Annotated in this window: 25 protein-coding genes; 6 read left to right on the plus strand and 19 right to left on the minus strand. The window is 60.6% G+C overall.

The window, feature by feature from the left end:
- The first annotated feature begins 1 nt into the window (after position 1).
- The 3 genes from ngg (at position 2) to I5961_RS20335 (ending at position 3,286) form a co-directional block, all read left to right on the plus strand.
- On the plus strand, positions 2 to 1,747 hold the full coding sequence (ngg, locus tag I5961_RS20325) for an N-acetylglutaminylglutamine synthetase (protein WP_227233201.1): 1,746 nt from the start codon (positions 2 to 4) through the stop codon (positions 1,745 to 1,747).
- Positions 1,748 to 1,808: 61 nt separating this feature from the next.
- Positions 1,809 to 2,999, plus strand: coding sequence for an osmoprotectant NAGGN system M42 family peptidase (locus I5961_RS20330; RefSeq protein ID WP_085704684.1), 1,191 nt, complete (start codon positions 1,809 to 1,811; stop codon positions 2,997 to 2,999).
- 59 nt (positions 3,000 to 3,058) lie between these two features.
- The gene (locus I5961_RS20335) at positions 3,059 to 3,286 is read left to right on the plus strand and encodes a YheU family protein (protein WP_003192759.1); all 228 of its coding nucleotides are present in this window, start codon (positions 3,059 to 3,061) and stop codon (positions 3,284 to 3,286) included.
- A 6-nt stretch (positions 3,287 to 3,292) separates the two neighbouring features.
- Here I5961_RS20335 and csrA read toward each other — a convergent pair whose 3' ends face one another.
- From csrA to I5961_RS20350, 3 genes are all read right to left on the minus strand, one after another.
- Positions 3,293 to 3,478: a carbon storage regulator CsrA gene (csrA, locus tag I5961_RS20340; RefSeq protein WP_227233202.1), complete on the minus strand. Its 186-nt coding sequence runs from the start codon at positions 3,476 to 3,478 to the stop codon at positions 3,293 to 3,295.
- A 138-nt stretch (positions 3,479 to 3,616) separates the two neighbouring features.
- Positions 3,617 to 3,949, minus strand: a complete 333-nt coding sequence (locus I5961_RS20345) for a YnfA family protein (RefSeq protein ID WP_007950874.1) — start codon at positions 3,947 to 3,949, stop codon at positions 3,617 to 3,619.
- A gap of 64 nt (positions 3,950 to 4,013) precedes the next feature.
- The gene (locus tag I5961_RS20350) at positions 4,014 to 4,829 is read right to left on the minus strand and encodes an SDR family oxidoreductase (RefSeq protein WP_085696956.1); all 816 of its coding nucleotides are present in this window, start codon (positions 4,827 to 4,829) and stop codon (positions 4,014 to 4,016) included.
- A 256-nt stretch (positions 4,830 to 5,085) separates the two neighbouring features.
- Between I5961_RS20350 and I5961_RS20355 the strand changes: the two genes are divergently transcribed.
- Positions 5,086 to 5,244 carry a DUF3309 family protein gene (locus tag I5961_RS20355; RefSeq protein WP_169432680.1) on the plus strand — a complete coding sequence of 53 codons (159 nt, stop codon included), beginning with the start codon at positions 5,086 to 5,088 and terminating at the stop codon, positions 5,242 to 5,244.
- A gap of 61 nt (positions 5,245 to 5,305) precedes the next feature.
- On the opposite strand, the gene I5961_RS20360 is transcribed toward I5961_RS20355, so the two are convergent.
- The 10 genes from I5961_RS20360 to I5961_RS20405 form a co-directional block, all read right to left on the minus strand.
- Positions 5,306 to 7,399, minus strand: a complete 2,094-nt coding sequence (locus I5961_RS20360; protein ID WP_227233204.1) for an LTA synthase family protein — start codon at positions 7,397 to 7,399, stop codon at positions 5,306 to 5,308.
- Positions 7,400 to 7,712: 313 nt separating this feature from the next.
- The gene (locus I5961_RS20365; protein WP_085704686.1) at positions 7,713 to 8,318 is read right to left on the minus strand and encodes an START domain-containing protein; all 606 of its coding nucleotides are present in this window, start codon (positions 8,316 to 8,318) and stop codon (positions 7,713 to 7,715) included.
- Positions 8,319 to 8,359: 41 nt separating this feature from the next.
- Positions 8,360 to 8,614, minus strand: a complete 255-nt coding sequence (locus tag I5961_RS20370; protein WP_085683506.1) for a YkgJ family cysteine cluster protein — start codon at positions 8,612 to 8,614, stop codon at positions 8,360 to 8,362.
- Between the two features lie 166 nt (positions 8,615 to 8,780).
- Positions 8,781 to 9,260, minus strand: a complete 480-nt coding sequence (locus I5961_RS20375) for a translation initiation factor 2 (protein WP_085696959.1) — start codon at positions 9,258 to 9,260, stop codon at positions 8,781 to 8,783.
- A gap of 74 nt (positions 9,261 to 9,334) precedes the next feature.
- The gene (locus I5961_RS20380) at positions 9,335 to 10,774 is read right to left on the minus strand and encodes a PLP-dependent aminotransferase family protein (protein WP_007950868.1); all 1,440 of its coding nucleotides are present in this window, start codon (positions 10,772 to 10,774) and stop codon (positions 9,335 to 9,337) included.
- Positions 10,775 to 10,975: 201 nt separating this feature from the next.
- Positions 10,976 to 11,788, minus strand: a complete 813-nt coding sequence (locus tag I5961_RS20385; RefSeq protein WP_085704690.1) for an OmpA family protein — start codon at positions 11,786 to 11,788, stop codon at positions 10,976 to 10,978.
- Positions 11,785 to 12,141 carry a DUF4398 domain-containing protein gene (locus tag I5961_RS20390; protein WP_170929698.1) on the minus strand — a complete coding sequence of 119 codons (357 nt, stop codon included), beginning with the start codon at positions 12,139 to 12,141 and terminating at the stop codon, positions 11,785 to 11,787. Before I5961_RS20390 ends, I5961_RS20385 begins: the two co-directional genes overlap by 4 nt.
- Before the next feature lie 9 nt (positions 12,142 to 12,150).
- Positions 12,151 to 12,987, minus strand: coding sequence for a substrate-binding periplasmic protein (locus tag I5961_RS20395; RefSeq protein ID WP_085696962.1), 837 nt, complete (start codon positions 12,985 to 12,987; stop codon positions 12,151 to 12,153).
- Positions 12,988 to 13,067: 80 nt separating this feature from the next.
- Positions 13,068 to 13,997, minus strand: a complete 930-nt coding sequence (locus I5961_RS20400; protein WP_085704692.1) for an electron transfer flavoprotein subunit alpha/FixB family protein — start codon at positions 13,995 to 13,997, stop codon at positions 13,068 to 13,070.
- Between the two features lie 2 nt (positions 13,998 to 13,999).
- Positions 14,000 to 14,749: an electron transfer flavoprotein subunit beta/FixA family protein gene (locus I5961_RS20405; RefSeq protein ID WP_085704694.1), complete on the minus strand. Its 750-nt coding sequence runs from the start codon at positions 14,747 to 14,749 to the stop codon at positions 14,000 to 14,002.
- Between the two features lie 525 nt (positions 14,750 to 15,274).
- On the opposite strand from I5961_RS20405, the gene I5961_RS20410 reads away from it, so the two are divergent.
- Positions 15,275 to 16,939, plus strand: a complete 1,665-nt coding sequence (locus I5961_RS20410; RefSeq protein WP_085704696.1) for an electron transfer flavoprotein-ubiquinone oxidoreductase — start codon at positions 15,275 to 15,277, stop codon at positions 16,937 to 16,939.
- Between the two features lie 66 nt (positions 16,940 to 17,005).
- Here I5961_RS20410 and I5961_RS20415 read toward each other — a convergent pair whose 3' ends face one another.
- Positions 17,006 to 17,896, minus strand: coding sequence for an AraC family transcriptional regulator (locus I5961_RS20415; RefSeq protein ID WP_085704809.1), 891 nt, complete (start codon positions 17,894 to 17,896; stop codon positions 17,006 to 17,008).
- A 190-nt stretch (positions 17,897 to 18,086) separates the two neighbouring features.
- Here I5961_RS20415 and I5961_RS20420 point away from each other — a divergent pair, with 190 nt between their 5' ends.
- On the plus strand, positions 18,087 to 19,139 hold the full coding sequence (locus I5961_RS20420) for an NAD(P)-dependent alcohol dehydrogenase (protein ID WP_085704698.1): 1,053 nt from the start codon (positions 18,087 to 18,089) through the stop codon (positions 19,137 to 19,139).
- A 4-nt stretch (positions 19,140 to 19,143) separates the two neighbouring features.
- Here the strand turns inward: I5961_RS20420 and I5961_RS20425 are convergent, their stop codons facing one another.
- From I5961_RS20425 to I5961_RS20445, 5 genes are all read right to left on the minus strand, one after another.
- Entirely contained in the window at positions 19,144 to 19,953 is an 810-nt protein-coding gene (locus tag I5961_RS20425; protein WP_085704700.1) for an IclR family transcriptional regulator, read from the minus strand.
- Between the two features lie 60 nt (positions 19,954 to 20,013).
- Positions 20,014 to 21,324: an MFS transporter gene (locus I5961_RS20430; protein ID WP_085696968.1), complete on the minus strand. Its 1,311-nt coding sequence runs from the start codon at positions 21,322 to 21,324 to the stop codon at positions 20,014 to 20,016.
- A gap of 175 nt (positions 21,325 to 21,499) precedes the next feature.
- Complete coding sequence (dgoD, locus tag I5961_RS20435; RefSeq protein ID WP_085704704.1) at positions 21,500 to 22,648, minus strand: galactonate dehydratase; 1,149 nt, start codon at positions 22,646 to 22,648, stop codon at positions 21,500 to 21,502.
- A 47-nt stretch (positions 22,649 to 22,695) separates the two neighbouring features.
- Complete coding sequence (locus I5961_RS20440; RefSeq protein ID WP_085704706.1) at positions 22,696 to 23,316, minus strand: 2-dehydro-3-deoxy-6-phosphogalactonate aldolase; 621 nt, start codon at positions 23,314 to 23,316, stop codon at positions 22,696 to 22,698.
- A 19-nt stretch (positions 23,317 to 23,335) separates the two neighbouring features.
- A complete protein-coding gene (locus I5961_RS20445) occupies positions 23,336 to 24,325 on the minus strand; it encodes a 2-dehydro-3-deoxygalactonokinase (protein WP_227233205.1) in 990 nt (329 codons plus the stop codon).
- Between the last annotated feature and the right edge of the window lie 112 nt (positions 24,326 to 24,437).

Below are 24,437 nucleotides of genomic sequence, written 5' to 3' on the forward strand. Positions count from 1 at the left end.
GATGAAACCTCACGCCACGGCTTACAGCCAACGGCTGCTGCGCGGTCAGACGCCGTCCTACGAGCGCTTGCAGGCGCGACTGGCCGAGGACGGCAGCGAGCCGGCCGCCGAACCGATTGCAGTGCACTGCGGCTGGGGCCGATTGCTGATCGGCCACACCTTTCCCGATCCGGCGAGCCTTGCCCGGGAACTGCTGAACGAGCAGACCGGCGAGCGCGACATCGCGTTGTACGTCGCCGCGCCGCAGCAGATTCTCGGCCTGGAACCGACCCAACTGTTTCTCGACCCGTCCGACACCCTGCGGTTGTGGTTCAGCGATTATCGTCAGGCAACCCGGGTATTTCGTGGCTTTCGCATTCGTCGTGCGCAAAGTGACGCGGACTGGCAGGCGATCAATCAGCTGTATCAGGCACGCGGCATGTTGCCGATCGATCCCACCCTGCTCACCCCGCACCATCAGGGCGGCCCGGTGTATTGGCTGGCGGAAGACGACGACAGCGGCGCGGTAATCGGCAGCGTCATGGGCCTCAATCACCAGAAGGCTTACAACGACCCGGAAAGCGGCAGCAGTCTCTGGTGCCTGGCAGTCGATCCACAGTGCTCGCGTCCCGGTGTCGGCGAAGTGCTGGTACGGCATCTGATCGAGCATTTCATGAGCCGCGGCCTGAGCTACCTCGATCTGTCGGTGCTGCATGACAACCGTCTGGCGAAAAATCTCTACGCCAAGCTCGGTTTTCGCAACCTGCCGACCTTCGCCATCAAGCGCAAGAACGGCATCAATCAGCCGCTGTTCCTCGGGCCGGGGCCGGAGGCGCAGTTCAACCCTTATGCGCGGATCATCGTCGAGGAAGCCCATCGGCGCGGCATCGATGTGCAGGTGGACGACGCCGACGCCGGGCTGTTCACCCTCAGCCACGGCGGGCGCCGGGTGCGCTGCCGCGAATCCCTGAGCGACCTGACCAGCGCCATCAGCATGAACCTGTGTCAGGACAAGAGCCTGACCCACAAGGTGTTGAAAACTGCCGGACTGAATGTGCCGTCACAGCAATTGGCGGGGAACGCGGACGACAATCTGGCGTTTCTCGACGAATACCAGCGAGTAGTCGTCAAACCGCTGGATGGCGAACAGGGACAGGGCGTGGCGGTGGATCTGCAGACCATCGAGGACGTGCAGCAGGCCATCGAAGCCGCCAGGCAGTTCGACACTCGCATACTGCTCGAAAGCTTCCACGAAGGCCTGGACCTGCGAATTCTGGTGATCGGCTTCGAGGTGGTTGCAGCGGCAATCCGGCGGCCGGCAGAAGTGGTCGGCGACGGTCATCATTCCATCGGCGCGCTGATCGAAGCCCAGAGCCGGCGACGGCAAGCGGCGACCAGCGGCGAAAGCAAAATCCCGCTGGATCACGAAACCCAGCGCACCCTGCACGCGGCCGGTTATGACTACAACAGCATCCTGCCGGCCGGTGAGCATCTGTTCGTGCGACGCACGGCGAACCTGCACACCGGCGGCACGCTGGAAGACGTCACGGCGATTCTGCACCCGACTCTGGCCGACGCTGCCGTGCGCGCGGCCAGGGCGCTGGAGATCCCGATGGTCGGCCTCGACCTGATGGTGCCAGCGGCGGATCAACCGGCGTACGTGTTCATCGAAGCCAACGAGCGGGCGGGTCTTGCCAACCATGAACCGCAACCGACGGCCGAGCGGTTTGTCGATCTGTTGTTTCCGCACAGTCAGCCGGCCGTTTGATTTCTCTTCGGCGTCATTCCCGCGTTCAACGCGCGAATGACGCCCCGCAACAGGAGTTTCCATGACCACCCAAATTCCCGAACCGGACCTGGACTACCTGCAGAAAGTCCTGCTGGAAATGCTCGCCATTCCCAGCCCCACCGGGTTCACCGACACCATCGTGCGCTACGTCGCCGAGCGTCTCGAAGAACTTGGCATTCCCTTCGAAATGACCCGTCGCGGAACGATTCGCGCCACCCTCAAAGGCAAGAAAAACAGCCCCGACCGCGCAGTGTCGGCGCACCTCGACACCATCGGCGCCGCCGTGCGCGCGGTGAAAGACAATGGGCGTCTGACCCTGGCCCCGGTGGGTTGCTGGTCGAGCCGGTTTGCCGAGGGCAGCCGCGTCAGCCTGTTCACCGACAACGGCGTGATTCGCGGCAGCGTGTTGCCATTGATGGCTTCCGGTCATGCCTTCAACACTGCCGTGGACGAGATGCCGATCAGTTGGGATCACGTCGAGCTGCGTCTGGACGCCTACTGCGCAACCCGCGCCGATTGCGATTCGCTGGGCATCAGTGTTGGCGATGTGGTGGCCTTCGATCCTTTGCCCGAGTTCACCGAAAGCGGCCACATCAGTGCCCGCCATCTGGACGACAAGGCCGGTGTCGCCGCGCTGCTGGCCGCGCTGAAAGCCATCGTCGACAGCGGCCAGGAGTTGATGATCGACTGCCATCCGCTGTTCACCATCACCGAGGAAACCGGCAGCGGCGCGGCGGCAGCGTTGCCGTGGGACGTCAGCGAATTCGTCGGCATCGACATTGCCCCGGTCGCACCGGGCCAGCACTCCAGCGAACATGCCGTGAGCGTGGCGATGCAGGATTCCGGCGGCCCGTACGACTATCATCTGTCGCGGCACCTGTTGCGGCTGGCGGGTGAACACGAGCTGCCGGTGCGCCGCGACCTGTTCCGCTATTACTTCAGCGACGCCCATTCGGCCGTCACTGCCGGTCACGACATCCGCACCGCCCTGCTCGCCTTCGGCTGCGACGCGACCCACGGCTACGAACGTACGCACATCGACAGCCTCGCGGCACTCAGTCGCTTGCTCGGGGCCTACATTCTGAGCCCGCCGGTGTTCGCCAGCGATGCACAACCGGCCAATGCTTCACTGGACCGATTCAGTCATCAGATCGAACACGAAACGCAGATGGAGAGCGACACCCGTGTGCCGTCGGTGGACAGCCTGGTGGGGCAACGCTCGGAGAGTTGAGTCTGGCCCTCGGCGGTCATTCGCCGTAGCATCCCGACATTGATTTAGCCGAGGTGCCCATGCTGATTCCCTACGACGCGCTAGAAGTCGACACCCTCACCCGCCTGATCGAGGATTTCGTCACCCGTGACGGTACCGACAACGGTGACGACACGCCGCTGGAAACCCGCGTGCTGCGGGTTCGCCAGGCACTGACCAAAGGTCAGGCGCTGATTGTCTTCGATCCGGAAAGCGAGCAATGCCAATTGATGCTCAAGCACGACGTGCCCAAGCACCTGTTCGACTGAAAACGGTCAGCGGCCCTTGCCGCTGGCCTGTTTGCGCTGGATCCGTTCGTAGACCTCGGCGCGATGCACGCCGACCTGCTCCGGCGCTTCGACGCCGAACCGCACACTGGAGCCGTTGACCGCCAGAACGCGCAGAGTGAGGTTGTCGCCGATGGAAATCAGTTCACCGACAACACGGCTGAGTACAAGCATGGGAGGTGTCCTTCAAGGTTTGCGAGCCTTGAAGATGCGCGGGTTTCGCCCGCCCTACAATGCACGCCGGGCAATTCAGTCATTCCCTACGCGCCAAGGCGCGCAAGCCTTCAGACGTTTCCTTCAGGCCTGCGAGATTCAGCTCGCGGAAAACCTCGGCCCGAACAGAATCACACTCGCCCCGATCACACACAACGCCACTCCGATCCAGTCCGAACCCAGCGGGCGGATGCGTTCGACCACCGCCAGCCAGCCAATCGAAGCAATGATGTAGATGCCACCGTATGCGGCATAGGCGCGACCGGCGTAGGTCGCTTCGACGCGCGTCAACAGCAGCGCGAACAGGGTGAGGCTGATCAGCGCCGGGATCACCCACAGAGCGCTCTTGCCCTGGCGCAACCACATCCAGAACGCGAAACAACCGGCGATTTCGAACAGCGCGGCGAGGAAAAACCACAGGTAGTTGAGCATGCAAAACATCTCGTCGGGGTGACTGTTGCGGCCACCCTAACGATGCGGCGAACGCGGGGCAAGTTCAGCCGTTGTTCTGCCTGGCCTTGGCGCGCATCTTTTCAGCCATCGCGGTCATTTCGTTGTAAAGCAATTGCGGGTTCTTCTGCTTGAGCGCCCAGGCCATGCGTCCTTGTTCGTGGGGCAGGATCATGAACTCACCGGCCGCGACTTGTTTGTAGATGTAGTCAGCAATATCGCTGGCGGTAATCGGCGAACTTTCCAGCAACTTGCCGACCTGGGCTTTCATCGCCGGCGTCGGGCCACGGAAAGAATCCAGCAGGTTGGTCTGGAAGAACGACGGGCAGACCACATGAACCCCGACTTCCTGTTGAGCCAGTTCGATCAACAGACTTTCCGACAGCGCCACCACGCCAGCCTTGGCCACGTTGTAGTTGCTCATCGCCGGGCCCTGCATGAGCGCGGCCATCGAGGCAATGTTGATGATCTTGCCCTTGCTCTGCTCCAGCAACGGCAGGAACGCCTTGCAGCCCTTGACCACGCCCATCAGGTTGATCGCGATCTGCCAGTCCCAGTCCTCCAGCGACAGCTCGCTGAAGAAACCGCCCGAGGCCACCCCGGCGTTGTTGACGATGATGTCGATGCCGCCAAGTTTCACTTCGCAGGCCTGGGCGAATGCGGTGAGCTGGCTGTAATCACGCACGTCGCAGCGCTGGATGAAGCCATCGCCGCCAGCCTCGCGAACGAGTTTCAGGGTCTCTTGCAAACCGGGCTCGCTGACGTCGGACAAGGCCAGTTGCCAGCCTTCACGCGCCCAGCGCAGCGCGATTTCGCGACCCAGGCCTGAGCCCGCGCCAGTGATCATCATGCGATTTTGCATAGCAGACAGCCTTGTTGTTCCGGGGAAGATGCGCGGAGTGTAGCGAAGGATCATCAGCGACCCACGCTCCATCAGATTGCTGAATGGCGAGGGCAAACCGCGACAACAAACGAAATAAGCACGCGAGCCAAATACCTTAAAAAAACATTGAATTTTCTTTCATGCGCACCAGTCGGAATTTGTAAGCCGTCTGGAATTAGTTCAACTTCCAGCCGCCCTTGAACACCAAGACTTCACAGACGCTATCAACAAGGAAATAGACATGGGCACAATTCTAATCATCATCCTGATCCTGTTGCTGATCGGTGGTCTGCCGGTCTTCCCGCACTCCAGAAGTTGGGGTTATGGCCCTTCGGGCATTATCGGTGTGGTGCTGGTAGTACTGTTGGTGCTGTTGTTACTCGGTCGGATATGACTGTTTGACCGACAAAAAAAGAGGCCCTTCAAAAGGGCCTCTTTTTTATTGCGCCGAATGATCAGTCCGGCTTGCCGTTAATCACACCGGCGGTATTGTCGAGCAGGCTCTTGGTAGCCGTCTGCAGGAACGCTTCGAGCTTGAGCTTCAGCTCGGCGGTGCGCGGTGCGTCCGGAATGATTTCGGCAGAAGGATTGGCGCCCAGTTGGTACTGATAGATCTTCGGTGCCATTTCCTTCTCTTTCGGCAGCACCAGGATCTGGTCGGCGGTGACGATGGCGGTGGTCTGCTCGCTGCCCGACGGCTTGATCACACCGAAACCGGTGTCACCCTGCGGCAGGTTCAGCAGATCGCGGCCCCAGCACTGATGGCGCACTTCGCCGCCGAGGCGACCCATGATGGTCGGCACGATGTCGATCTGGGTGCCCACAGTGTGGTCACGGGTACCGAATTTCTCCTGGATGCCCGGTGCGATCATCAGCATCGGCACGTTGAAGCGGCCCAGGTCCATTTCGGTGATCTGACGCTCGTTGCCAAAACCGTGGTCGCCGACGATGACGAACAGGGTTTCCTTGAAGTACGGCTCCTTGCGGGCCTTCTCGAAGAACTGGCCCAGCGCCCAGTCTGCGTAACGCATGGCGGTCAGGTGCTCGTTGAGCGGGCCACGATCGGTGACGCGCTCGACCGGCAACGGCGTCGGCAAGGCATACGGCGTGTGGTTGGACAGGGTCTGCAGCAGCGCGTAGAACGGCTTGCCGTTTTCCCGCGCCTTGAGCTCCACCAGACCACGGTCGAACATGTCCTGGTCGGACACGCCCCAGGTCGGATCGGAGAACACCGGGTTCACGAAGTCGTTGCGGCCGACGAAGTTGGTCATGCCCTGGTTGCTGAAGAATCCGGACTGGTTGTCCCAGGCAAAGTCACCGTTGTAGACGTAGACATCGTCATAGTCGCGCGCGCTGAGCAACTGCGGCAGACCGGACAGTTTGTGGCTGCCCTCCGGGGTCTGCATCAGATACTCGAAACCCGGCAGGTTCGGGAAGCAGGCCATGGTGGCGAACATGCCCTGGTGGGTATGGGTGCCGTTGGAGAAGAAGCGGTCGAACAGCAGGCCTTCCTTCGACAGCTTGTCGAGGTACGGCGTGATGTTGCCCGGCGCGCCCAGAGCACCGACCGAGTGACCGGCCATGCTTTCCATCAGGATCACGACGACGTTCTTGATCGGCAGGGTCTTGTCGGCAGGCGGCGTGTATTCACGACGCACGGCGGCGATATCGGCATCTACCAGTTTGTCGTCCGGCATCACCAGCATCTCGCGCACGACTTTCTGCGCCTGATCCTGCGGCAGCGTAGCTTTCCAGATGTTGTCGCGATCCTCGCCCATCCGGTCCTTGGCCGCCGCGATCAGCGACAGCGTGCCGTTGAGGCCGAGCTGGTTGGCGAAGTTCGAATCGGTGGTGTACACGTCACCCCAACGCAGCGGCGGGCCTTGACGCAGAGTGCCGCGAGCGGCGACCACGCAGATCAGCAGGCACACCACGAACACCGCCAGACGCGCATACCAAGGCGCCACTTGACGGGTGCCGACGTTGCCACCGCTGAACGGGCCACGTGGGCGGGTCAGACGGTCGGCGCCCTTGAACGCCAGGGTCAGGATCAACGTGCCCACGACCCACGCCAACAGGTAGCGCACCACCGGGAAACCGTACCAGAGCATGCTCATCACGGTTTTCGGATCTTCCTTCACGTACTGGAACACCAGGCCGTTGAGGCGCTGGTGGAACTCGCGATAGAAGTCCATCTCCATCAGGCCGAGGAACAGCGCGATGCTCGAAGCGACAGTCAGCCACAGACGGAAGAACCCGCGCGCCGCCATGGCCCGGGCACTGAATAGCGCCAGCACCAGCGGAATGCAGACATACACCACCAGGCGAATATCGAAGCGCAGGCCGTTGGCGAAGGCTTCGAGGAACGTCGAGGCCGGGGTGTCGAGGATCATCTCGCGGTTGTAGACCAGCAGCGCGAGGCGCAGCACGGAAAACATCACCATCATGACCAGCGCGCACAGGAGCGTGTAGGCCAGATGCGATTTGACGGTCGGTTGCAGCAGGCGACTGGAAGATCGCTGCTGACTCAGGGCGTCCGGGTTTGCCATGTCGTTTTAGGACCCATTGGAAGTTGAAGTTGCAAAAATTCAGCTGCGCCCTGCCCTCTGTTGGCCGTTCCAGGCCCCGGGGCTTGCGCGGAGCGCAAATGTTGCACGATCACCGGCGGCATTGCCATTGATTAGTGCCCGCTGCCGGACGCTTTCATTCAAGGCACAGCGCATCGGGACAGGTGCAAACAGCGCGGGCGAATTGTCTTGGAGACTTTGTGAAAATTTCGTTCAACGCATATCCGGAAACACAATAAGCCTTGAAAACAAAACGCCCCGAATTCTTCGGGGCGTTTACAGATGAACGCGATATTTATTTCTCGGCGCGTTCTTTCAAGGCTTTCAGGGTGTTGAACGGTGCATCGACCACAAACTTGTTGGCGATCATCGACGGCACGCTGCCACCTGGCTCGGTGTGAACCTGATAAGTCACTTCAACCTGATCGCCCTTTGGCACGAACTTCCAGAAACCTTTGACCTGCGCGACCCGCACAAAGCCCTTCTCTTCGGGCAGGTACTTCGGCAAGCCTTCCAGATTGCGGGTCAGGCTGCCATCGGCGCCTTCAACAGTGGTGACATGCAGGATGGAGTCGCGCGGAGTGACCGGCCATGGCGTGTTGAACTGAGTGTAGGTCCAGCTCTGGTCACCTTCGTGCTTGAGCAGTTTCTGGGTCTTGCACTCGTGAATCCAGGCGCACGCACCGGAAACGTCTTCCTGCAAGGCGCGCAGTTTGGCGACGGTGGTCTTCATCAAGGTCACGCCCTGATAAGACTTGTAGTCCGAACCCGGCACTTCGCTCAGGGAGACCTTGATGCCGTCCTCGTTCTTGGCGACTTTCCAGTCTTCAGCCTGGGCGGCCGAGGTGGCCAGCACGGCAGTCAAACCACACAACACAGCGATACGATGCAGCGAACCCATAGTCTTATTCCTTATTGTTGAAGTTCCGTTCGTTTGACACATCACGCCGCCGTCATCTGCTCCCACCAGCCGAGCAGTCTGATCGCGTCTTCCTGGCTGCTGCCGCAGACGTCGGGATCGGCCTTGAAGCCTGAACAGACCGCCGGACGCTCCGGTCGGCCGAAAATGTTGCACAGGTTATCGACCGACAACTGAACGCAGCGTTCACCGGCAGGTTTGCCATCGGGCATGCCTGGAATCGGCGAACTGATGGAGGGGGCAATGCAGCAGGCGCCACAGCCTTCACGGCATTTCATGACGACGCGTTCCTCGCAGCGGGCAATGTGTTAAAGGGACGCGGAACAGGGTAACCGCTTAAACGGCTGTTTTAAATTCCCTGAACCGGGGTTTTTACGCAGAAACGAAAGTGACTGACCAGTCTCCGACAAAGCGTCTGGTCTGCGGGTCACCGATGGGGACGATTTATTGCTTGAACTCGAAATCCAGCGCCGCGCCTTCGACTTCCCGACGCTCCTCATTGCGCAGCTGCAACTGCATTTCGTTGCTGAGCAAACGGCCGTTGAGCTGGAACCCGCTGTTCTTGTCGCCGAACATTTGCGGCAGGATCGGTTCGCGCTTGGGCAGCGTCACGGAGCCAGGTGGTTTCAATTCCTGGACCATGTCTTTGGGCAGACTCAAATCGAGCTTCGTGGACGGCAACGGCGTCTTGGCCACTTCTTTCGCCGACTTGGACTTGGAAGCGACCGGAGCGCGCTTCTTGGCTGGAACAGCCTTTTTCTGCGGTTCTTTCTTCGCTGGAACGGCTTTCTTGACCGTGACCGTTTTTTTCGCGGTGGCTGCAGCCGGCGTCTTTTCCTGAGCCGCGGCCGCCGTCGCGCCAGGCACATGACCCATCATCAACAGGCAGAGCACAACCCATGCGACAGAAAATTTCGCTTTCATGAACCCAACGAAGCTAACGGCAGAGGGCCATATGCTCGCCTGTTGGACGCCACATGACAAGCTCCGCCACTGTTTCAAAATCCGCCGGCCATCTCCTGGCAGAGCTGGGTCGCCAACATGCCAAGGGTCATCAGCGCCCGTTCCGCTTCACGATTCCACGGTATGCCGCAGTTCAACCGGATGCAGTGGTTAAACTGCTCGGTGTTGCTGAAAATCAGGCCCGGCGCAATGCTGATGCCCTGTTGCAGCGCCCGCACGTGTAATTCCTGAGTATTGACCCGCCCCGGCAGACTGACCCACAGAATGAATCCGCCGGTCGGCCGGGTCATCTGTGTGCCTTCGGGAAAGTATTGCTGAACCGCCAGCTGGAACGCACTGAGATTTTTTCGGTATTCCTGGCGGATGTACCGTAAATGCCGGTCATAACCGCCATTTTCCAGGTAAGCCGCGATGGCCATTTGCGTGACACTGCACGCCGAATGGGTGCTGAAGGTCTGCAAGCGCTGGATTTCCTGCTGATACTTGCCGGCGATCATCCAGCCGATGCGCACACCGGGGGACAACGTCTTGGAAAAACTCGAGCAATAGATCACCCGATCGAGCCGGTCGTAGGCCTTGAGCGACTTGGTGCGGCCCTGCTCGAACATCAACTCGCCATAGATGTCGTCTTCGACAATCTGGATATCGAAGTCCGAAGCCAGTCTCAGCAGTTGTTTTTGACGCTCCTCTGGCATGGTGCCGCCGAGCGGATTACTCAGGCGCGTGGTCAGCACCAGCGCCTTGATCGACCATTGGTTGGCCGCCAGTTGCAGGGCTTCGAGGCTCATGCCGGTGGCGGGGTCGCTGGGGATCTCGATGACTTTCAGGCCCAGCAGATCCGCCAGTTGCAGCAGTCCGTAATAAGTCGGTGATTCGGCGGCGATCAGGTCGCCGGGGCGGGTCAGCACCCGCAACGACATCTGCAAGGCGTCGACGCAGCCGTGGGTGATCACTACTTCCGAGGGGTCAACGACCACGCCTGCATCGCGCATGCGAATTGCCACTTGCCGGCGCAACGGTTCGAAACCGGGGCTGAACATATAGCTGAACGCCCGAGGGCTGTGAAACCGGGTGACCTTGGCCAGTTGCTGATGCAGGGCACGCACTGGCAAGTAATCGACACTCGGCACCGCCGCTCCCAGCGGGAACACGCCTTCACGACGTGATTCGACCAATACTTGCTGAATGATGCTGCTGCGGGTGACCAGGCCTGGCCGTTCGACCCGGGCGATGTCCGGCGTGGGCGCCGTCAGTGCGGGAGTCTGGTGCACGTAGTAACCGGACTGCGGCCGCGCGCGGATCAGGCCCTGATCCTCGAGGTTGGCGTAAGCCTGCAGCACCGTGGCATGGCTGACGTTGAGCTGCGAACTCATCTTGCGCACCGAAGGCACGCGCTCGCCCGGTTGATAGACGCCACGGCGGATATCTTCGGCCAGCTGTTGAGCAATACGTTGGTAGAGCAAGAGATTGGTCATGACGCAGCACTCGATTTCACGGGCGTTTTATTCTTGTGTGAAACAATACCGGAACAGTTTGGAAGTGTACTGGGACAGTTGCCATATTAGTCAACCATACAGTGCAGTGTCGGTGAAATCTGTACTGCTTTGTGAGGTAATCGACAGACGTAAAAAAGCCCGGCGCTGCCTGACAGCCCGGGCTTTCCAGTAACGCCACCCTCAGCGGGCGGCGCCGAGCTGGCCTTTTTCGTCGGAGAACACGATTTCCACCCGACGGTTCTGTGCACGCCCGCGCTCGGAAGCGTTGGCGTCCACCGGGTATTCGTCGCCGTAACCTTCGACCTGAATACGCTTTTCGTCGATGCCCAGATCCGTCAACACGTCTGCTACCGACTGCGCGCGATCGCGGGACAGTTTGAGGTTTTCCTGTTTGCCACCGGTGCTGTCGGTGTAACCCTCGATACGCACCACGCGTTTCGGGTTGAGTTGCAGGAACTGCACGATTTTCAGCACAACGCGGTTGGCCGAGTTTTTCAGTTCGGCTTCACCGGTGTCGAACAGCACGTCACCCAGGGTCATCACCAGACCACGGTCGGTCTGGGTAGTGGCCAGTGCAACGATCTGCTCTTCCAGCCATTTACCCTGCTGTTGCACGCTCAGCAGTTTGGACTCGCGCAGTGCCAGTTGCAGGCGTTGGCGCTCCAGTTCCAGCTTCGCTGCGCGCTCTTCGTTGAGGACATGATTGGTGTGCTCACGGGCAATTTCGCTGTAGCGCTGACTCAGGTAGGCGTAATGCACCACGTCCGAGCCGCTGCCCCAGTACGTCGACAGTCGATCGGCACGGGCCAGGGACTCGCCGGCACGAATCACGTCTTTCGGCGCGATGCGCAGCACGTTGGAATCCTCCTTGACCTTCTGGAAATCGGTGCTGGCCTGCTGCAATGCGGATTCGCTGTGCTGACCGGCGCAGCCGTAAAGGCTGGCGCAACCGGCAAGGAGCAGAGCGCCAATGGCTTTGGACTTCGGGCTCATTGGGCATCCCCCAGTTGCTTGCGCAGTCGGACGATGCGGGTATTGAGCACATTCACATGCTCTTCGCTCTTCTGGGTCAACACTTTGGCTTCCGCCAGACGTGCGTCGAGTTCGGCCTGTTCGAATCGCATTCGCGCATTTTTGTAAGACTCACCCGCCATACTGCCTTTGGCCCGGTTGAACTTGTCTTCTGCCAGTTTCATTTCCGGCACGTCTTCGGCGGTGGCGCCCACGGCTTTGGCTTGCTCAAGGGCCTGCTCGGTCAGGCGCATTTGTTCGTTGGGTGCCGGATCGCTCGCGCAACCGGCCAGGGCCAGAACGGCCATGGCCGCGAAAAGAAGTCGATTACTCACTAAGAATCCCTACTGTTTTGGGGCGCTGACAGGTGCTTGCGGTGGCTGTTGCTGCTGCGCCTTCCAGCGCTCGATGTTGCGTTGCAGCGCGGCTTCCGTCAGGCCGGATGCGGGCAATTCTGTCATCTTTTTGGCCAGCTGTCCGCGCAACCACGGATCGTTGCAGGCCGAGTTGTGCGAAACCGCCAGGAACAGACCAGGCCGATCGATAGGTTGTTCAAAGGCCAGCAGATCATTGGCCATACCCAGTGCCTGCGCGGCCGCCATGCCCGAATAGCGACCGGCCAGTACATATTCCACCTCGCCCAGCAGAAGTTTCTGAAACGCCTGGGTCAGGTTTGCCGTACGGCTCAGGGTCAATTGCTGCTCGGCGAAAGTGCCGAATGCCGGAGTCATTCGAGACTTTTCCGACAAGCCGCCGGTATGCCCGTGCAGATCAATGGCTTCGGTGTAAACCAGCGTCGAGCCTTTACGCGTCCATACCAGGTAATCGTTTTCCAGCAACGGCGGGTGAATGTAGTCGAAATTTTCCAGCTCATTGAAGGTCATCGGCGCGTCGGCCAGCATGTCCATGCGCCCGCTGCGCACTTCGTCGAGGGCCTGGGAACGCTTGCCGGCATACAGCAGTTCGACTTTGATGCCCAGATCCTTGGCCACCTGTTGCAACAGGTCGGCACTGGCACCGATCAGTTGTTTGGGATTCTGCGGATCCTGCCAGAGGTACGGCGGTGCATCCGGGCTGCCGGTCACGACGAGCCGCTCGCACTTGCCCGCCGCCACCGACAGGCCCGGCAACAATGCCAGCCCCAGCAACCACGAACAGCCCAACCGACGATGCAGATCCATGGCGAAACGCTCCCACTCAAATCCGAGACAAAAAAAAGCCCGACCAAAAGGTCGGGCTCTTTATAAGTGAAGCAGCCGGATTAGACCAGCTTCTCCAGCTCAGGTACGGCTTCGAACAGATCCGCCACCAGGCCGTAATCGGCCACCTGGAAGATCGGTGCTTCTTCGTCCTTGTTGATCGCAACGATCACTTTGGAGTCTTTCATGCCGGCCAGGTGCTGGATCGCGCCGGAGATACCGACGGCGATGTACAACTGTGGCGCAACGATCTTGCCGGTCTGACCGACCTGCATGTCGTTCGGTACAAAACCTGCGTCGACCGCGGCGCGGGAAGCACCCACGGCAGCGCCCAGCTTGTCGGCCAGAGCGTACAGGTGCTTGAAGTTGTCGCCGTTCTGCATGCCGCGGCCGCCGGAAACGACGATCTTGGCAGCGGTCAGCTCAGGACGATCGGACTTGGCCAGTTCCTCGCTGACAAAGCTGGAAGTGCCGGCATTGTGAGCAGCAGCAACCGCTTCAACAGTAGCCGAACCGCCTTCAGCGGCAACCGGGTCGAAACCGGTGGCACGCACGGTGATCACTTTGATCGCAGCGGTCGATTGCACGGTAGCGATGGCGTTACCGGCGTAGATCGGGCGCTGGAAGGTGTCAGCGCTTTCTACCGAGATGATCTCGGAGATCTGGTCAACGTCCAGCTGTGCAGCAACGCGCGGCAGGATGTTTTTACCGTTGGAAGTGGCAGCAGCCAGGATGTGGCTGTAGCCAGCGCCCAGCTCTGCTACCAGCGGAGCGACGTTTTCCGGCAACTGATGCGCGTAGGCAGCATTGTCAGCGTTCAGGACTTTGCTCACGCCAGCGATTTTCGCAGCGGCTTCAGCCACGGCGCCAGCGCCCTGGCCTGCAACCAGAACGTGGATGTCGCCACCGATTTTGGCAGCGGCAGCAACGGTATTCAGAGTGGCCGGGGCCAGCACCTTGTTGTCGTGTTCGGCGATTACCAAGATAGTCATGATTAGATTACCTTCGCTTCGTTTTTCAGTTTCTCGACCAGTTCAGCCACCGACTTGACCTTGATGCCCGCGCTGCGTGCAGCCGGCGCTTCGACTTTCAGGGTCTTGTTGGTGGAGGCGGTGGAAACGCCCAAAGCGTCCGGAGTCAGCGTCTCGAGAGGCTTCTTCTTGGCTTTCATGATGTTTGGCAGGGACGCATAACGCGGCTCGTTCAAACGCAGGTCGGTGGTGACGATCGCTGGCAGTTTCAGGGAAACGGTCTGCGCGCCGCCGTCGATTTCGCGGGTCACGGCGACGGTGTCACCGGAAACTTCGACTTTAGAGGCGAAAGTGCCCTGACCATAGCCGCTCAGTGCAGCGAGCATCTGGCCGGTCTGATTGTTGTCGCTGTCGATGGCCTGTTTGCCCAGGATCACCAGCTGAGGCTGTTCCTTGTCGACCACGGCCTTGAGCAGTTTGGCCACGGCCAGGGAAGTCAGGTCTTCAGCGGATTCGACGAGGATGGCGCGGTCGGCACCCAGAGCCAGTGCGGTACGCAGCTGTTCCTGAGCAGTGGACGGACCGATGGAGACGACGACGATTTCAGTCGCAACGCCTTTTTCTTTCAGGCGTACGGCTTCTTCCACTGCGATTTCGCAGAACGGGTTCATCGACATCTTGACGTTGGCGAGGTCTACGCCGGAATTGTCCGCCTTGACGCGAACCTTGACGTTGTAATCCACAACGCGTTTGACAGCTACAAGAACCTTCATGGATTCCTCGTTACTCTCCGGTGAAAAGAAAGTCGCCTAGGCGAACCTGGCGGTTGATGCTCATCGGGCACAAGGGCACCTCTAAAAACGCCGGCTGAGCGGGATGACCGTTCGTCAGTCGTGACCGACGAGTCATGCCGCGCCGCGGTGTGTAAACTGCGCGCCAAACCTGCGCTGCGCATCACCGGTTACCGCCTACGCCCTGTCTTTAGAGGTGCTCTTGAAACCACCATTCAGCCTACGGCGAGCGCAAAACCGCCCGTATCTTGACCGGAACGCCCATTCTGGTCAATACGCCAAAATGCCCTGTCATAAGCCGCGCTTCTTTGATTTCTCTGGCCTGGAGCCGATTCAAACAAACGTTTGTATTGGACGCTAAGAGTGGTGTAGATATAATGCGCCGCCTAGAGAGAAAGGTGGTTTGCCCATTATTAGCCTTGACGTTAACGTAAAGGCAATAACGGATACGACACCGAACCTCCAAATTAGAAAAAAAACTGTTGAGCCTTGAGTAGGAGATAGCCTGTGGAACGCGAACACATGGAATTCGACGTGGTCATCGTCGGTGCCGGCCCCGCTGGCCTGTCCGCCGCCTGCCGTCTGAAGCAGAAGGCCGCCGAAGCCGGTAAGGAAATCAGCGTCTGCGTGGTCGAAAAAGGCTCGGAAGTCGGCGCGCACATCCTGTCCGGCGCCGTATTCGAACCACGGGCCCTGAACGAACTGTTCCCGGACTGGAAAGAACTCGGCGCTCCGCTGAACACGCCAGTCACCCGCGATGACATCTTCGTGCTGAAAAACGCCGAAAGCGCGCAGAAAATTCCTGACTTCTTTGTGCCCAAGACCATGCACAACGAAGGCAACTACATTATTTCCCTCGGCAACCTTTGCCGCTGGCTCGCTCAGCAGGCCGAAAACCTGGGCGTGGAAATCTACCCGGGCTTCGCCGCTCAGGAAGCGCTGATCGATGAAAACGGCATCGTGCGCGGGATCATCACCGGTGACCTCGGCGTCGACCGCGAAGGTCATCCGAAAGAAGGCCTGTACACCCCGGGCATGGAACTGCGTGGCAAATACACGCTGTTCGCCGAAGGCTGCCGTGGCCACATCGGCAAGCAACTGATCAAGCGCTACAACCTCGACAGCGACGCCGACGCCCAGCACTACGGCATCGGCCTGAAAGAAATCTGGGAAATCGACCCGGCCAAACATCAGCCAGGCCTGGTCGTACATACCGCCGGTTGGCCGATGGACATCATGGGCACCGAGAACACCGGCGGTTCCTTCCTCTATCACCTGGAAAACAACCAGGTGGTGGTCGGTCTGATCGTCGATCTTTCCTACAGCAACACCTACCTGTCGCCGTTCGACGAGTTCCAGCGCCTCAAGCATCACCCGGTACTGAAGCAATATCTGGAAGGCGGCAAGCGCATCAGCTATGGCGCACGTGCGATCTGCAAGGGCGGCCTGAACTCGCTGCCGAAAATGGTGTTCAAGGGCGGCGCATTGATCGGTTGCGACCTCGGCACCCTGAACTTCGCCAAGATCAAGGGCAGCCACACCGCGATGAAGTCCGGCATGCTCGCCGCTGAATCCGTGGCCGACGCGTTGTTCGCTGAAAAGGACGGCACCGAAGAGCTGACCACTTACGTCGACGCGTTCAAGAAGAGCTGGCTCTACGAAGAACTGTTCGCCAGCCGCAACTTCGGCCCGGCGATCCACAAGTTCGGCGCCATCGTCGGCGGCGGTTTCAACTGGCTGGACCAGAACATCTTCGGCGGCAAACTGCCGTTCACCCTGCACGACACCAAGCCGGACTACGCCTGCCTCAAGCTCGCGGCCGACTGCAAGAAGATCGACTACCCGAAACCCGACGGCAAGATCAGCTTCGACAAGCTGAGCTCGGTGTTCATCTCCGGTACCAACCATGAAGAAGAACAACCGTGCCACCTGAAGCTCACCGACCCGAGCATCCCGCTGAGCAAGAATCTGCCGCTGTACGACGAACCGGCGCAGCGCTACTGCCCGGCCGGCGTTTATGAAGTGATCACCAAGGAAGACGGCGAGAAGCGCTTCCAGATCAACGCCCAGAACTGCGTGCACTGCAAGACCTGTGACATCAAGGACCCTTCGCAGAACATCACCTGGGTGACGCCGGAAGGCGCTGGCGGCCCGACCTACCCGAACATGTAAGTCGACCCGCTGGACATCAAGGCTCCCGAAACGGGGGCCTTTTTGTTGCCCGCGATTTGTACAGGATCACGCCGCGCGTTCATCCCCCGGACTGCGTTCGAAATAACGTTTGTACTCGCGACTGAACTGCGACGTGCTCTGATACCCCACCCGATGCGCCACCTGTGCAACCCCCAGCCCCTCGGCGATCAACAACGTCTGCGCCTTCAACAAACGTAAACGCTTCAAGTACTGCACCGGCGACAGCAGCGTGCTGCGTTTGAAGTGTTCGTGAAAGGTCGAAACGCTCATGTTCGCGCAACCGGCCAATGTCTCGACGTTCAAGGGCTCGGTGTAGTGCGAGTGCAAATGGCTGATCGAAGCCGCGATACGGGCAAACTGCCCCTGCTGCTCCACCAATGCCCGCAACACATCGGCCTGAGGTCCGCGCAACGCGACGAACAACAATTCACGCACCCGCGCCGGCCCCAGAATCTGGCACTCCAGCGGATCGTGCAGACAACGCAGCAGGCGCTCGACGCAACCGCGCATGTCATCGTCGAGCACCACCGAGGTCATCGATTCCGGTGTCTGCGCCGGAATATGCCGTCCCGGCGCCAGCCCCATGGCCAGCACCAGTTCACCGAGCAGCACCCGGTCGATCGCCACCGATACGCCAAGCAACGGTGCGTCCGGTAACGCATAGGTTTCGCACTCGAACGGCACCGGCAACGCCTGAATCAGATAATGCCCAGCGCCGTACTCCATGGTGCGCGGCCCCAGATACGCGAGCTTACTGCCCTGGGCGATGATCATCAGGCTCGGTTCATAAATATGCGGGCCACGGGCGACATCGCAACTGGCGCGCAACACCTGCACGCCCGGCAGCCCGGTCTGGCTGTAACCATCGCGCAGCGCCAGCGGTTCGATCAGCGAAACCAGGGTGGCGTTGGCGTCAAGGTGGCGGGTCAATTGCATCGGGCGGCTCTTCAGAAAAATCACGGAAAAAGGGATGAACGCATCATCGCAGATCCTTTTGCCAATGCGACCGATCAACCCCGCATGCCGGAGGATTAGGCATGACACCCGGAGGAATCGCCATGGCCGGACGACCGGGCGGCGCCCAGAATGCGCCGCCTCACCTGTCACTGCTTTTGCGAGGTTTCACATGTACACCGCCATTGGCTACGCCGCTCAAACGGCCACCACTCCCCTCGCCCCGATGAAGTTCGAACGCCGCAGCCCACGGGCCGACGACGTCGCCATCGAAATCCTGTACTGCGGCGTCTGCCACTCCGACATCCATCAGGCGCGCAACGAGTGGGGCATCGCCGTTTACCCGTTGATGCCCGGCCACGAGATCGTCGGAAAAGTCACCGCCGTCGGTGCGAATGTCACCAGGCACAAGGTAGGCGATCTGGTCGGCGTCGGCTGCATGGTCGACTCCTGCCGGACCTGCGAAGCCTGCCAGTCGAACCTGGAGCAATACTGCCTCGAAGGACCGACCATGACTTATGCCACCCCGGATCGGGTCGATGGCAGCAACACCATGGGCGGTTATTCGGACAGCATCGTGGTCAGCGAGCACTTTGTGGTGCGCATCCCCGAGAAGCTGGATCTGGCAGCCGCCGCGCCGATTCTCTGCGCCGGCATCACCACCTATTCGCCGCTCAAGCACTATGGCGTGAAGGCCGGCGACAAGGTCGGGATCCTCGGCATGGGCGGCCTCGGCCATATGGGCATCAAGTTCGCCAAGGCCATGGGCGCTGAAGTGACGCTGTTCACCCGTTCGGCAAGCAAGGCTGAGGAAGGTCGTCGTCAGGGCGCCGATCACGTGATTGTCTCAACCGACGAGGAACAGATGAAAGCGGCGGCCGGTCGATTCGATTTCCTGCTGGACACCATTCCGGTGCAGCACGATCTGAACCCGTACCTCGATACCCTGCGCTTCGACGGCGTGCACATTCTGGTGGGCCTGATCGAACCGATCGATCCGCCGGTCCACGCCGCCAAACTGGTATTGGGCCGTCGCGTATTGGCCGGCTCGCTGATCGGTGGCGTCGCAGAAACCCAGGAAGTGCTGGATTTCTGCGCCGAGCACAACATCAGCTGCGACATCGAAATGCTCGATATCCGCCAGATCAACGAGGCTTACGCCCGCATGATTGCCGGTGATGTGAAGTACCGCTTCGTGATCGACATGGCGACCTTGAAGCTTTAAACCTTCAAGCCTGCACTTTTAAACCAAGTTCAGCCGAGAGCCGGGCCGTGACCCCTTTGATCAGGGGAATCAGCTCGGCCATTTTCTCCAGCGGCATGTACGGCACGGTGCTGGCGATGCTGATGGCCGCGACGATGCGCTTGCTCGCGTCGCGGATCGGCGCCGCCACGCAACGGATCGACGGTTCGTTGTCTTCCAGGTCGAACGCGTAGCCGCCGGCCACGTATTCGGTCATCCGCTGCTCCAGCTGCTCCCACGACTGCTGAGGGTGCTGCGGCCAGAACTGACTTTTCCCACCCGCCGGCAGGCTGATGTCGTACAGACGCTGCCAGTCCTGCGGTGCGTCATCCAGCATCAGCGCCTTGCCGATTCCGGTGCGCGCCAGCGGCATGCGATGGCCGACCCGCGAGCGCATTTCCGGGCCGTTGCGCCCCGGATTCTTCAGCAGATAAAGCACCTCGTCGCCTTCACGGATTCCCAGGTGAACGGTATCGCCGGTCAGCGCCGACAACTCGTCCAGGTAAGGCCCGGCCAACGTCACCAGCGGTAACTCTTCGCGCGCCTGGAAACCCAGCTCAATCAATTTCGGCCCCAGCAGATAACCGACTTGCGGCACGACGCGCAGGTAACGTTCGTCCACCAGACAACTGGCCAGACGATGGGTGGTGCTGCGCGTGGTGCCGATCAGGCGGGCGATCTCTTTGAGATCGCGGGCGCCACTGGCGACGGCCTGCACCACACCCAACCCGCGAAGCAGGGTCTGGGTGCCGGTCGGCGCGGCGTCCTTGGCGGTTTTTGGGGCGTCTTCCTGCATATCCAGCCTTTAGCGTTGAGCGAGGGAACGGGCGGCATTATGGTCGCCCGACATAGCCGACTACAACTCGATGCGTTCGACCTTGCCCACCAGCAGCACGTAGGACAAAGCACCGATCAATGCCAGAACCGCGATGTAGGTGATTGCCGGGGCGAACGAATCACCACTGGCCAGGAAGCCGATGACAATCGGCGTGGCAATCGCCGACAGATTGCCGATGAAATTGAACACCCCACCGGTCAAGCCCAGCAAGCGCGCCGGTGCCAGTGTCGAGACCAGCGACCAGGTGATCGACGCCAGCCCGTTGCCGAAAAACGCCAACGCCAGGAAGGCAATCACCAGCGGCGTCGACTCAACGAAGTTGGCGCCGATGATCGAGGTGGAAATCAGCAGCCCGCCAATGATCGGCAACTTGCGCGCAAACCCGACGGTGCAACCACGACGAATCAGGAAGTCGGAAAAGAACCCGGAGCACAGCACGCCGATGAACGCGGCGAGAAACGGCAGCGACGCCAGCAGGCCGGACTTGATGAAGTCCATGCCGCGATATTTCACCAGATAGGTCGGGAACCACGTCAGGAAAAACCACAGCGTCGAGTTCAGGCAGAACTGGCCGAGGTAGATCCCCCACAACTTGCGTTTGCTGAGGACGATGCCGAGATCGGTCCAGCTGAATTTCGCCTTCACCTTGGCAGTTTCGGCTGCGATATCCACCAGGCCGCCGCCCTCGCGAATCAGGTCGATTTCGCCTTGGTTGGCACCTTTGAAATCACGTGGTTCGCGATACACCGCGTACCAGATCGCCGCCCACACGATGCCCACCGCACCGGTCACGACAAACACCATGTGCCAGCCAAATTCATGTTGCAGCCACGCCAGCACCGGGGTCAGAAACGCCAGCCCGACAAACTGCCCGGAGGTGTAGAAACCGATGGCCGTAGCCCGTTCACGCTCGGGGAACCAGGTCGTCACCACGCGGCTGTTGATCGGATAGGCCGGCGCTTCCAGCGCACCGACCGCCATGCGCAGCACAAACAGCGCGATGAAACTGGCGGCGAAACCGAGCATCACGGTGGCCAGCGACCACAGCAGCAATGCGACGCTATAAAGGATGCGCGGCGGCACCCGGTCCACCAGCCAGCCGCCAGGGATCTGCATTGCGGCGTAGGTCCAGCCGAACGCCGAGAAGATCAGCCCGACGTGCACCGGGTCGATGCCCAGATCCGTCGTCAGTGCCGGGGCGGCAATCGACAGGTTGCTGCGGTCGAGGTAGTTGATGACCACGGTGATGAACAGCAACACCATGATGAAAAATCGTTTGCGGCTGGGCGTGACTAACGTCGCTTGCCCGGTGAGGGTTTGCGGTTGCATGGGGAGCGCCTCTTCTTATGTTTATTGAGGTCGAGGGTTGTTGGCGAGATCGTTCCCACGCTCCGCGTGGGAATGCAGCCCGGGACGCTCTGCGTCCCAAGAGCGGACGCAGAGCGTCCATTGAGGCATTCCCACGCGGAGCGTGGGAACGATCGCTTAGAAGGGAATCAGCGACTCACCACTCGGCAAAACTGCCATCGGCATGACGCCAGATCGGATTGCGCCAGCGGTGGCCGACCGCCGCGCGTTCGATGACGTATTCCTCGTTGATCTCGATCCCCAGTCCCGGGCCGTTCGGGATTTTCACAAAGCCTTTGTCGTAGTCGAACACCTGCGGATCCTTCACATAATCGAGCAGGTCATTGCTCTCGTTGTAATGGATGCCCAGGCTCTGCTCCTGGATAAACGCGTTGTAACAAGCGGCGTCCAGTTGCAGGCACGCCGCCAGCGCGATCGGCCCCAGCGGGCAATGCAGTGCCAGCGCCACGTCGTAGGCTTCGGCCATGTTGGCAATCTTGCGGGTCTCGGTGATGCCGCCGGCGTGGGACGCATCCGGCTGGATGATGTCGACGTAACCTTCGCTCAACACCCGTTTAAAGTCCCAGCGCGAAAACAGCCGCTCGCCGAGGGCAATCGGGGTGCTGGTCAGCGGTGCCAGTTCTTTCAGCGCTTCGTAGTTTTCGCTGAGCACCGGCTCTTCGATGAACATCAGCTTGTACGGGTCGAGCTCCTTCATCAGCACCTTGGCCATGGGTTTGTGCACCCGGCCATGGAAGTCGACGCCGATGCCGACGTTCGGCCCGACCGCATCGCGCACGGCGGCAACGTTGGCCAGCGCCAGATCGACTTTCTCGAAGGTATCGAGAAATTGCAGTTCTTCGGTGCCGTTCATTTTCACCGCCGTGAAACCACGGCCCACCGCCTCTTTCGCGGCCCGCGCGGTGTCCGCCGGACGGTCGCCGCCGATCCACGAATACACGCGGATCTTGTCCCGCACCTGACCGCCAAGCAGATCGCTGACCGACACACCGAGGGCCTTGCCCTTGATGTCCCAAAGCGCCTGGTCGATGCCGGCCAGTGCGCTCATATGGATTGCGCCGCCCCGGTAGAAGCCGCCGCGATACAGCACGGTCCAGATGTCTTCAATGTTGCGTGGGTCTTTGCCGATCAGGTAGTCGGACAATTCCTCAACCGCTGCGGCGACCGTGTGGGCGCGGCCCTCGACCACGGGCTCGCCCCAACCTGTCACGCCCTCGTCGGTTTCGACCTTGAGGAAGCACCAGCGCGGCGGGACGATGAAGGTGGTGAGTTTGGTGATTTTCATCTCTTGTCTCTCTTGTTGGATGCAGCGCACGCAGCGCCGGAAAAGTCTTAGTGAAGGGCTTTCCAGGCCGCCACGTAGGCCTTGGCATTGGCCGCCACTTGCTCAGTCGTCATGCCCGGTTTGAACAGCCCGGAGCCGAGGCCGAAGCCTTTGACGCCAGCGTCGATGAACGCCTGCATGTTGTCCGGCGTGATGCCGCCGACCGGCGCCAGAATCGTCCCGACCGGCAACACCGCCAGCCAGGCTTTCACCACCGCAGGTCCCATCTGCTCGGCCGGGAACAGCTTGAGAATGTCCGCGCCCTCCTCCAGTGCCGCGAAGGCTTCAGTCGGTGTGGCAACACCCGGCGACAGGTACAGCCCCGCCGCTTTTGCAGCCCGCAACACCTTGGCATCGCTGTGGGGCATGACAATGACCTGGCCGCCAGCCTCCTTCACCCGTTCGACCTGTTCCGGGGTCAGCACCGTGCCGGCACCGATCAGGCAATCGGCGGGCAGGGTCTTGCGCAGGGTGCGAATGCTTTCGTACGGCGCGGGGGAATTGAGCGGTACTTCGATGACGCGAAATCCGGCGGCATACAGGACTTCTCCGACAGCGGCGGCTTCCTGCGGATGCAGGCCGCGCAGGATCGCGATCAGACCGTTTTGCGCCAGTGCTTGCTTGAGCATGTCAGGCCTCCAGTCAGGGTTAACGGGGTGAGGAATCGATCAGTCCGGCGGCGAGCGCCAGTTGCCACAGACCACGCTCGGTGGCTTGCTCGGCCAGAGTCACCCGGGCGAAACCACAGGCGTCGAGGGCCCGGCTGTAACGGGCGCACAATTGCGCGTTGCCGATGAGGATGATCGAAGGAAGATGTGCGCTGTTGCGCCGGCGTCGTTGCACTGCGGCCAGTGCCGACAGTTCATGGCCGATCAACAGGCCGGACAGATAATCCGGTTGCGCGGTGGCGCTGAGTTCACCGGTCAGGCCCAGACTGCGGGCGCTGAACAGGGTCGACAGCACGCCTGTCTCGCCCTCTGCCGACAACGCCACTTGCACGCCGCGATCAAATGCCTCGGCGTCGAACGTCGCGCTGTGCTGTTGGGTACGACCGAGAATGCTGTGTTCGCTGAGCACGGCGAACACTTCGCCGGTCATGAAGGTATCGAAACGGGTGATGCAGCCGTCGGCCACTTCCACCCATTTTGAATGACTGCCCGGCAGGCCGATCAGCAGATCATGGGTCGCCTCGAGCGGCAGATTCTGCAGGACGCCGAGGACCTGGGTTTCTTCGCCGCGCATCACGTTCGGCAGTGCCGAGCGCTGAATCACACCCGGCACGATATGCACATTTACACCGCGAAGACTGCGAACGGTTTGCAGGGATTTTCCGAGATCGGCCACATTGGCCGGCGTATCGCGGTAGGACGCTTCGCGCCAGCCCTGAGCGCTGCCGACCATGCCGCAGGCAATCACCGGCAAGCCGGGCTGCGCATCGAGCCAGTCGCCGCATGCCTCGTCGAACGCCAGTTCAAAACCCTCGGCGCATTCACGACCGTTGATGACCCGCGGCGTCTTCGGCAACTGCATGATCCCGAACGACAGCGACCGCTGCGCCAGCACCTGCCCGCCCGCCCCAAGTTTGTAAGCACGTAGTGAGGTCGTCCCCCAATCGAGCGCGATCAATTGCGCCAGCATCGCTTCACCTGTTTTGTTATTGGCAGTGAGTGAGCTGGACTATAAACCCGGGCACAACAAAATCTCAATATATAAATATCATTCCCACATTATGGGATGAGGCAAAAAAAAT

The sequence above is a fragment of the Pseudomonas sp. IAC-BECa141 genome (assembly GCF_020544405.1).
Lineage (GTDB): Bacteria > Pseudomonadota > Gammaproteobacteria > Pseudomonadales > Pseudomonadaceae > Aquipseudomonas.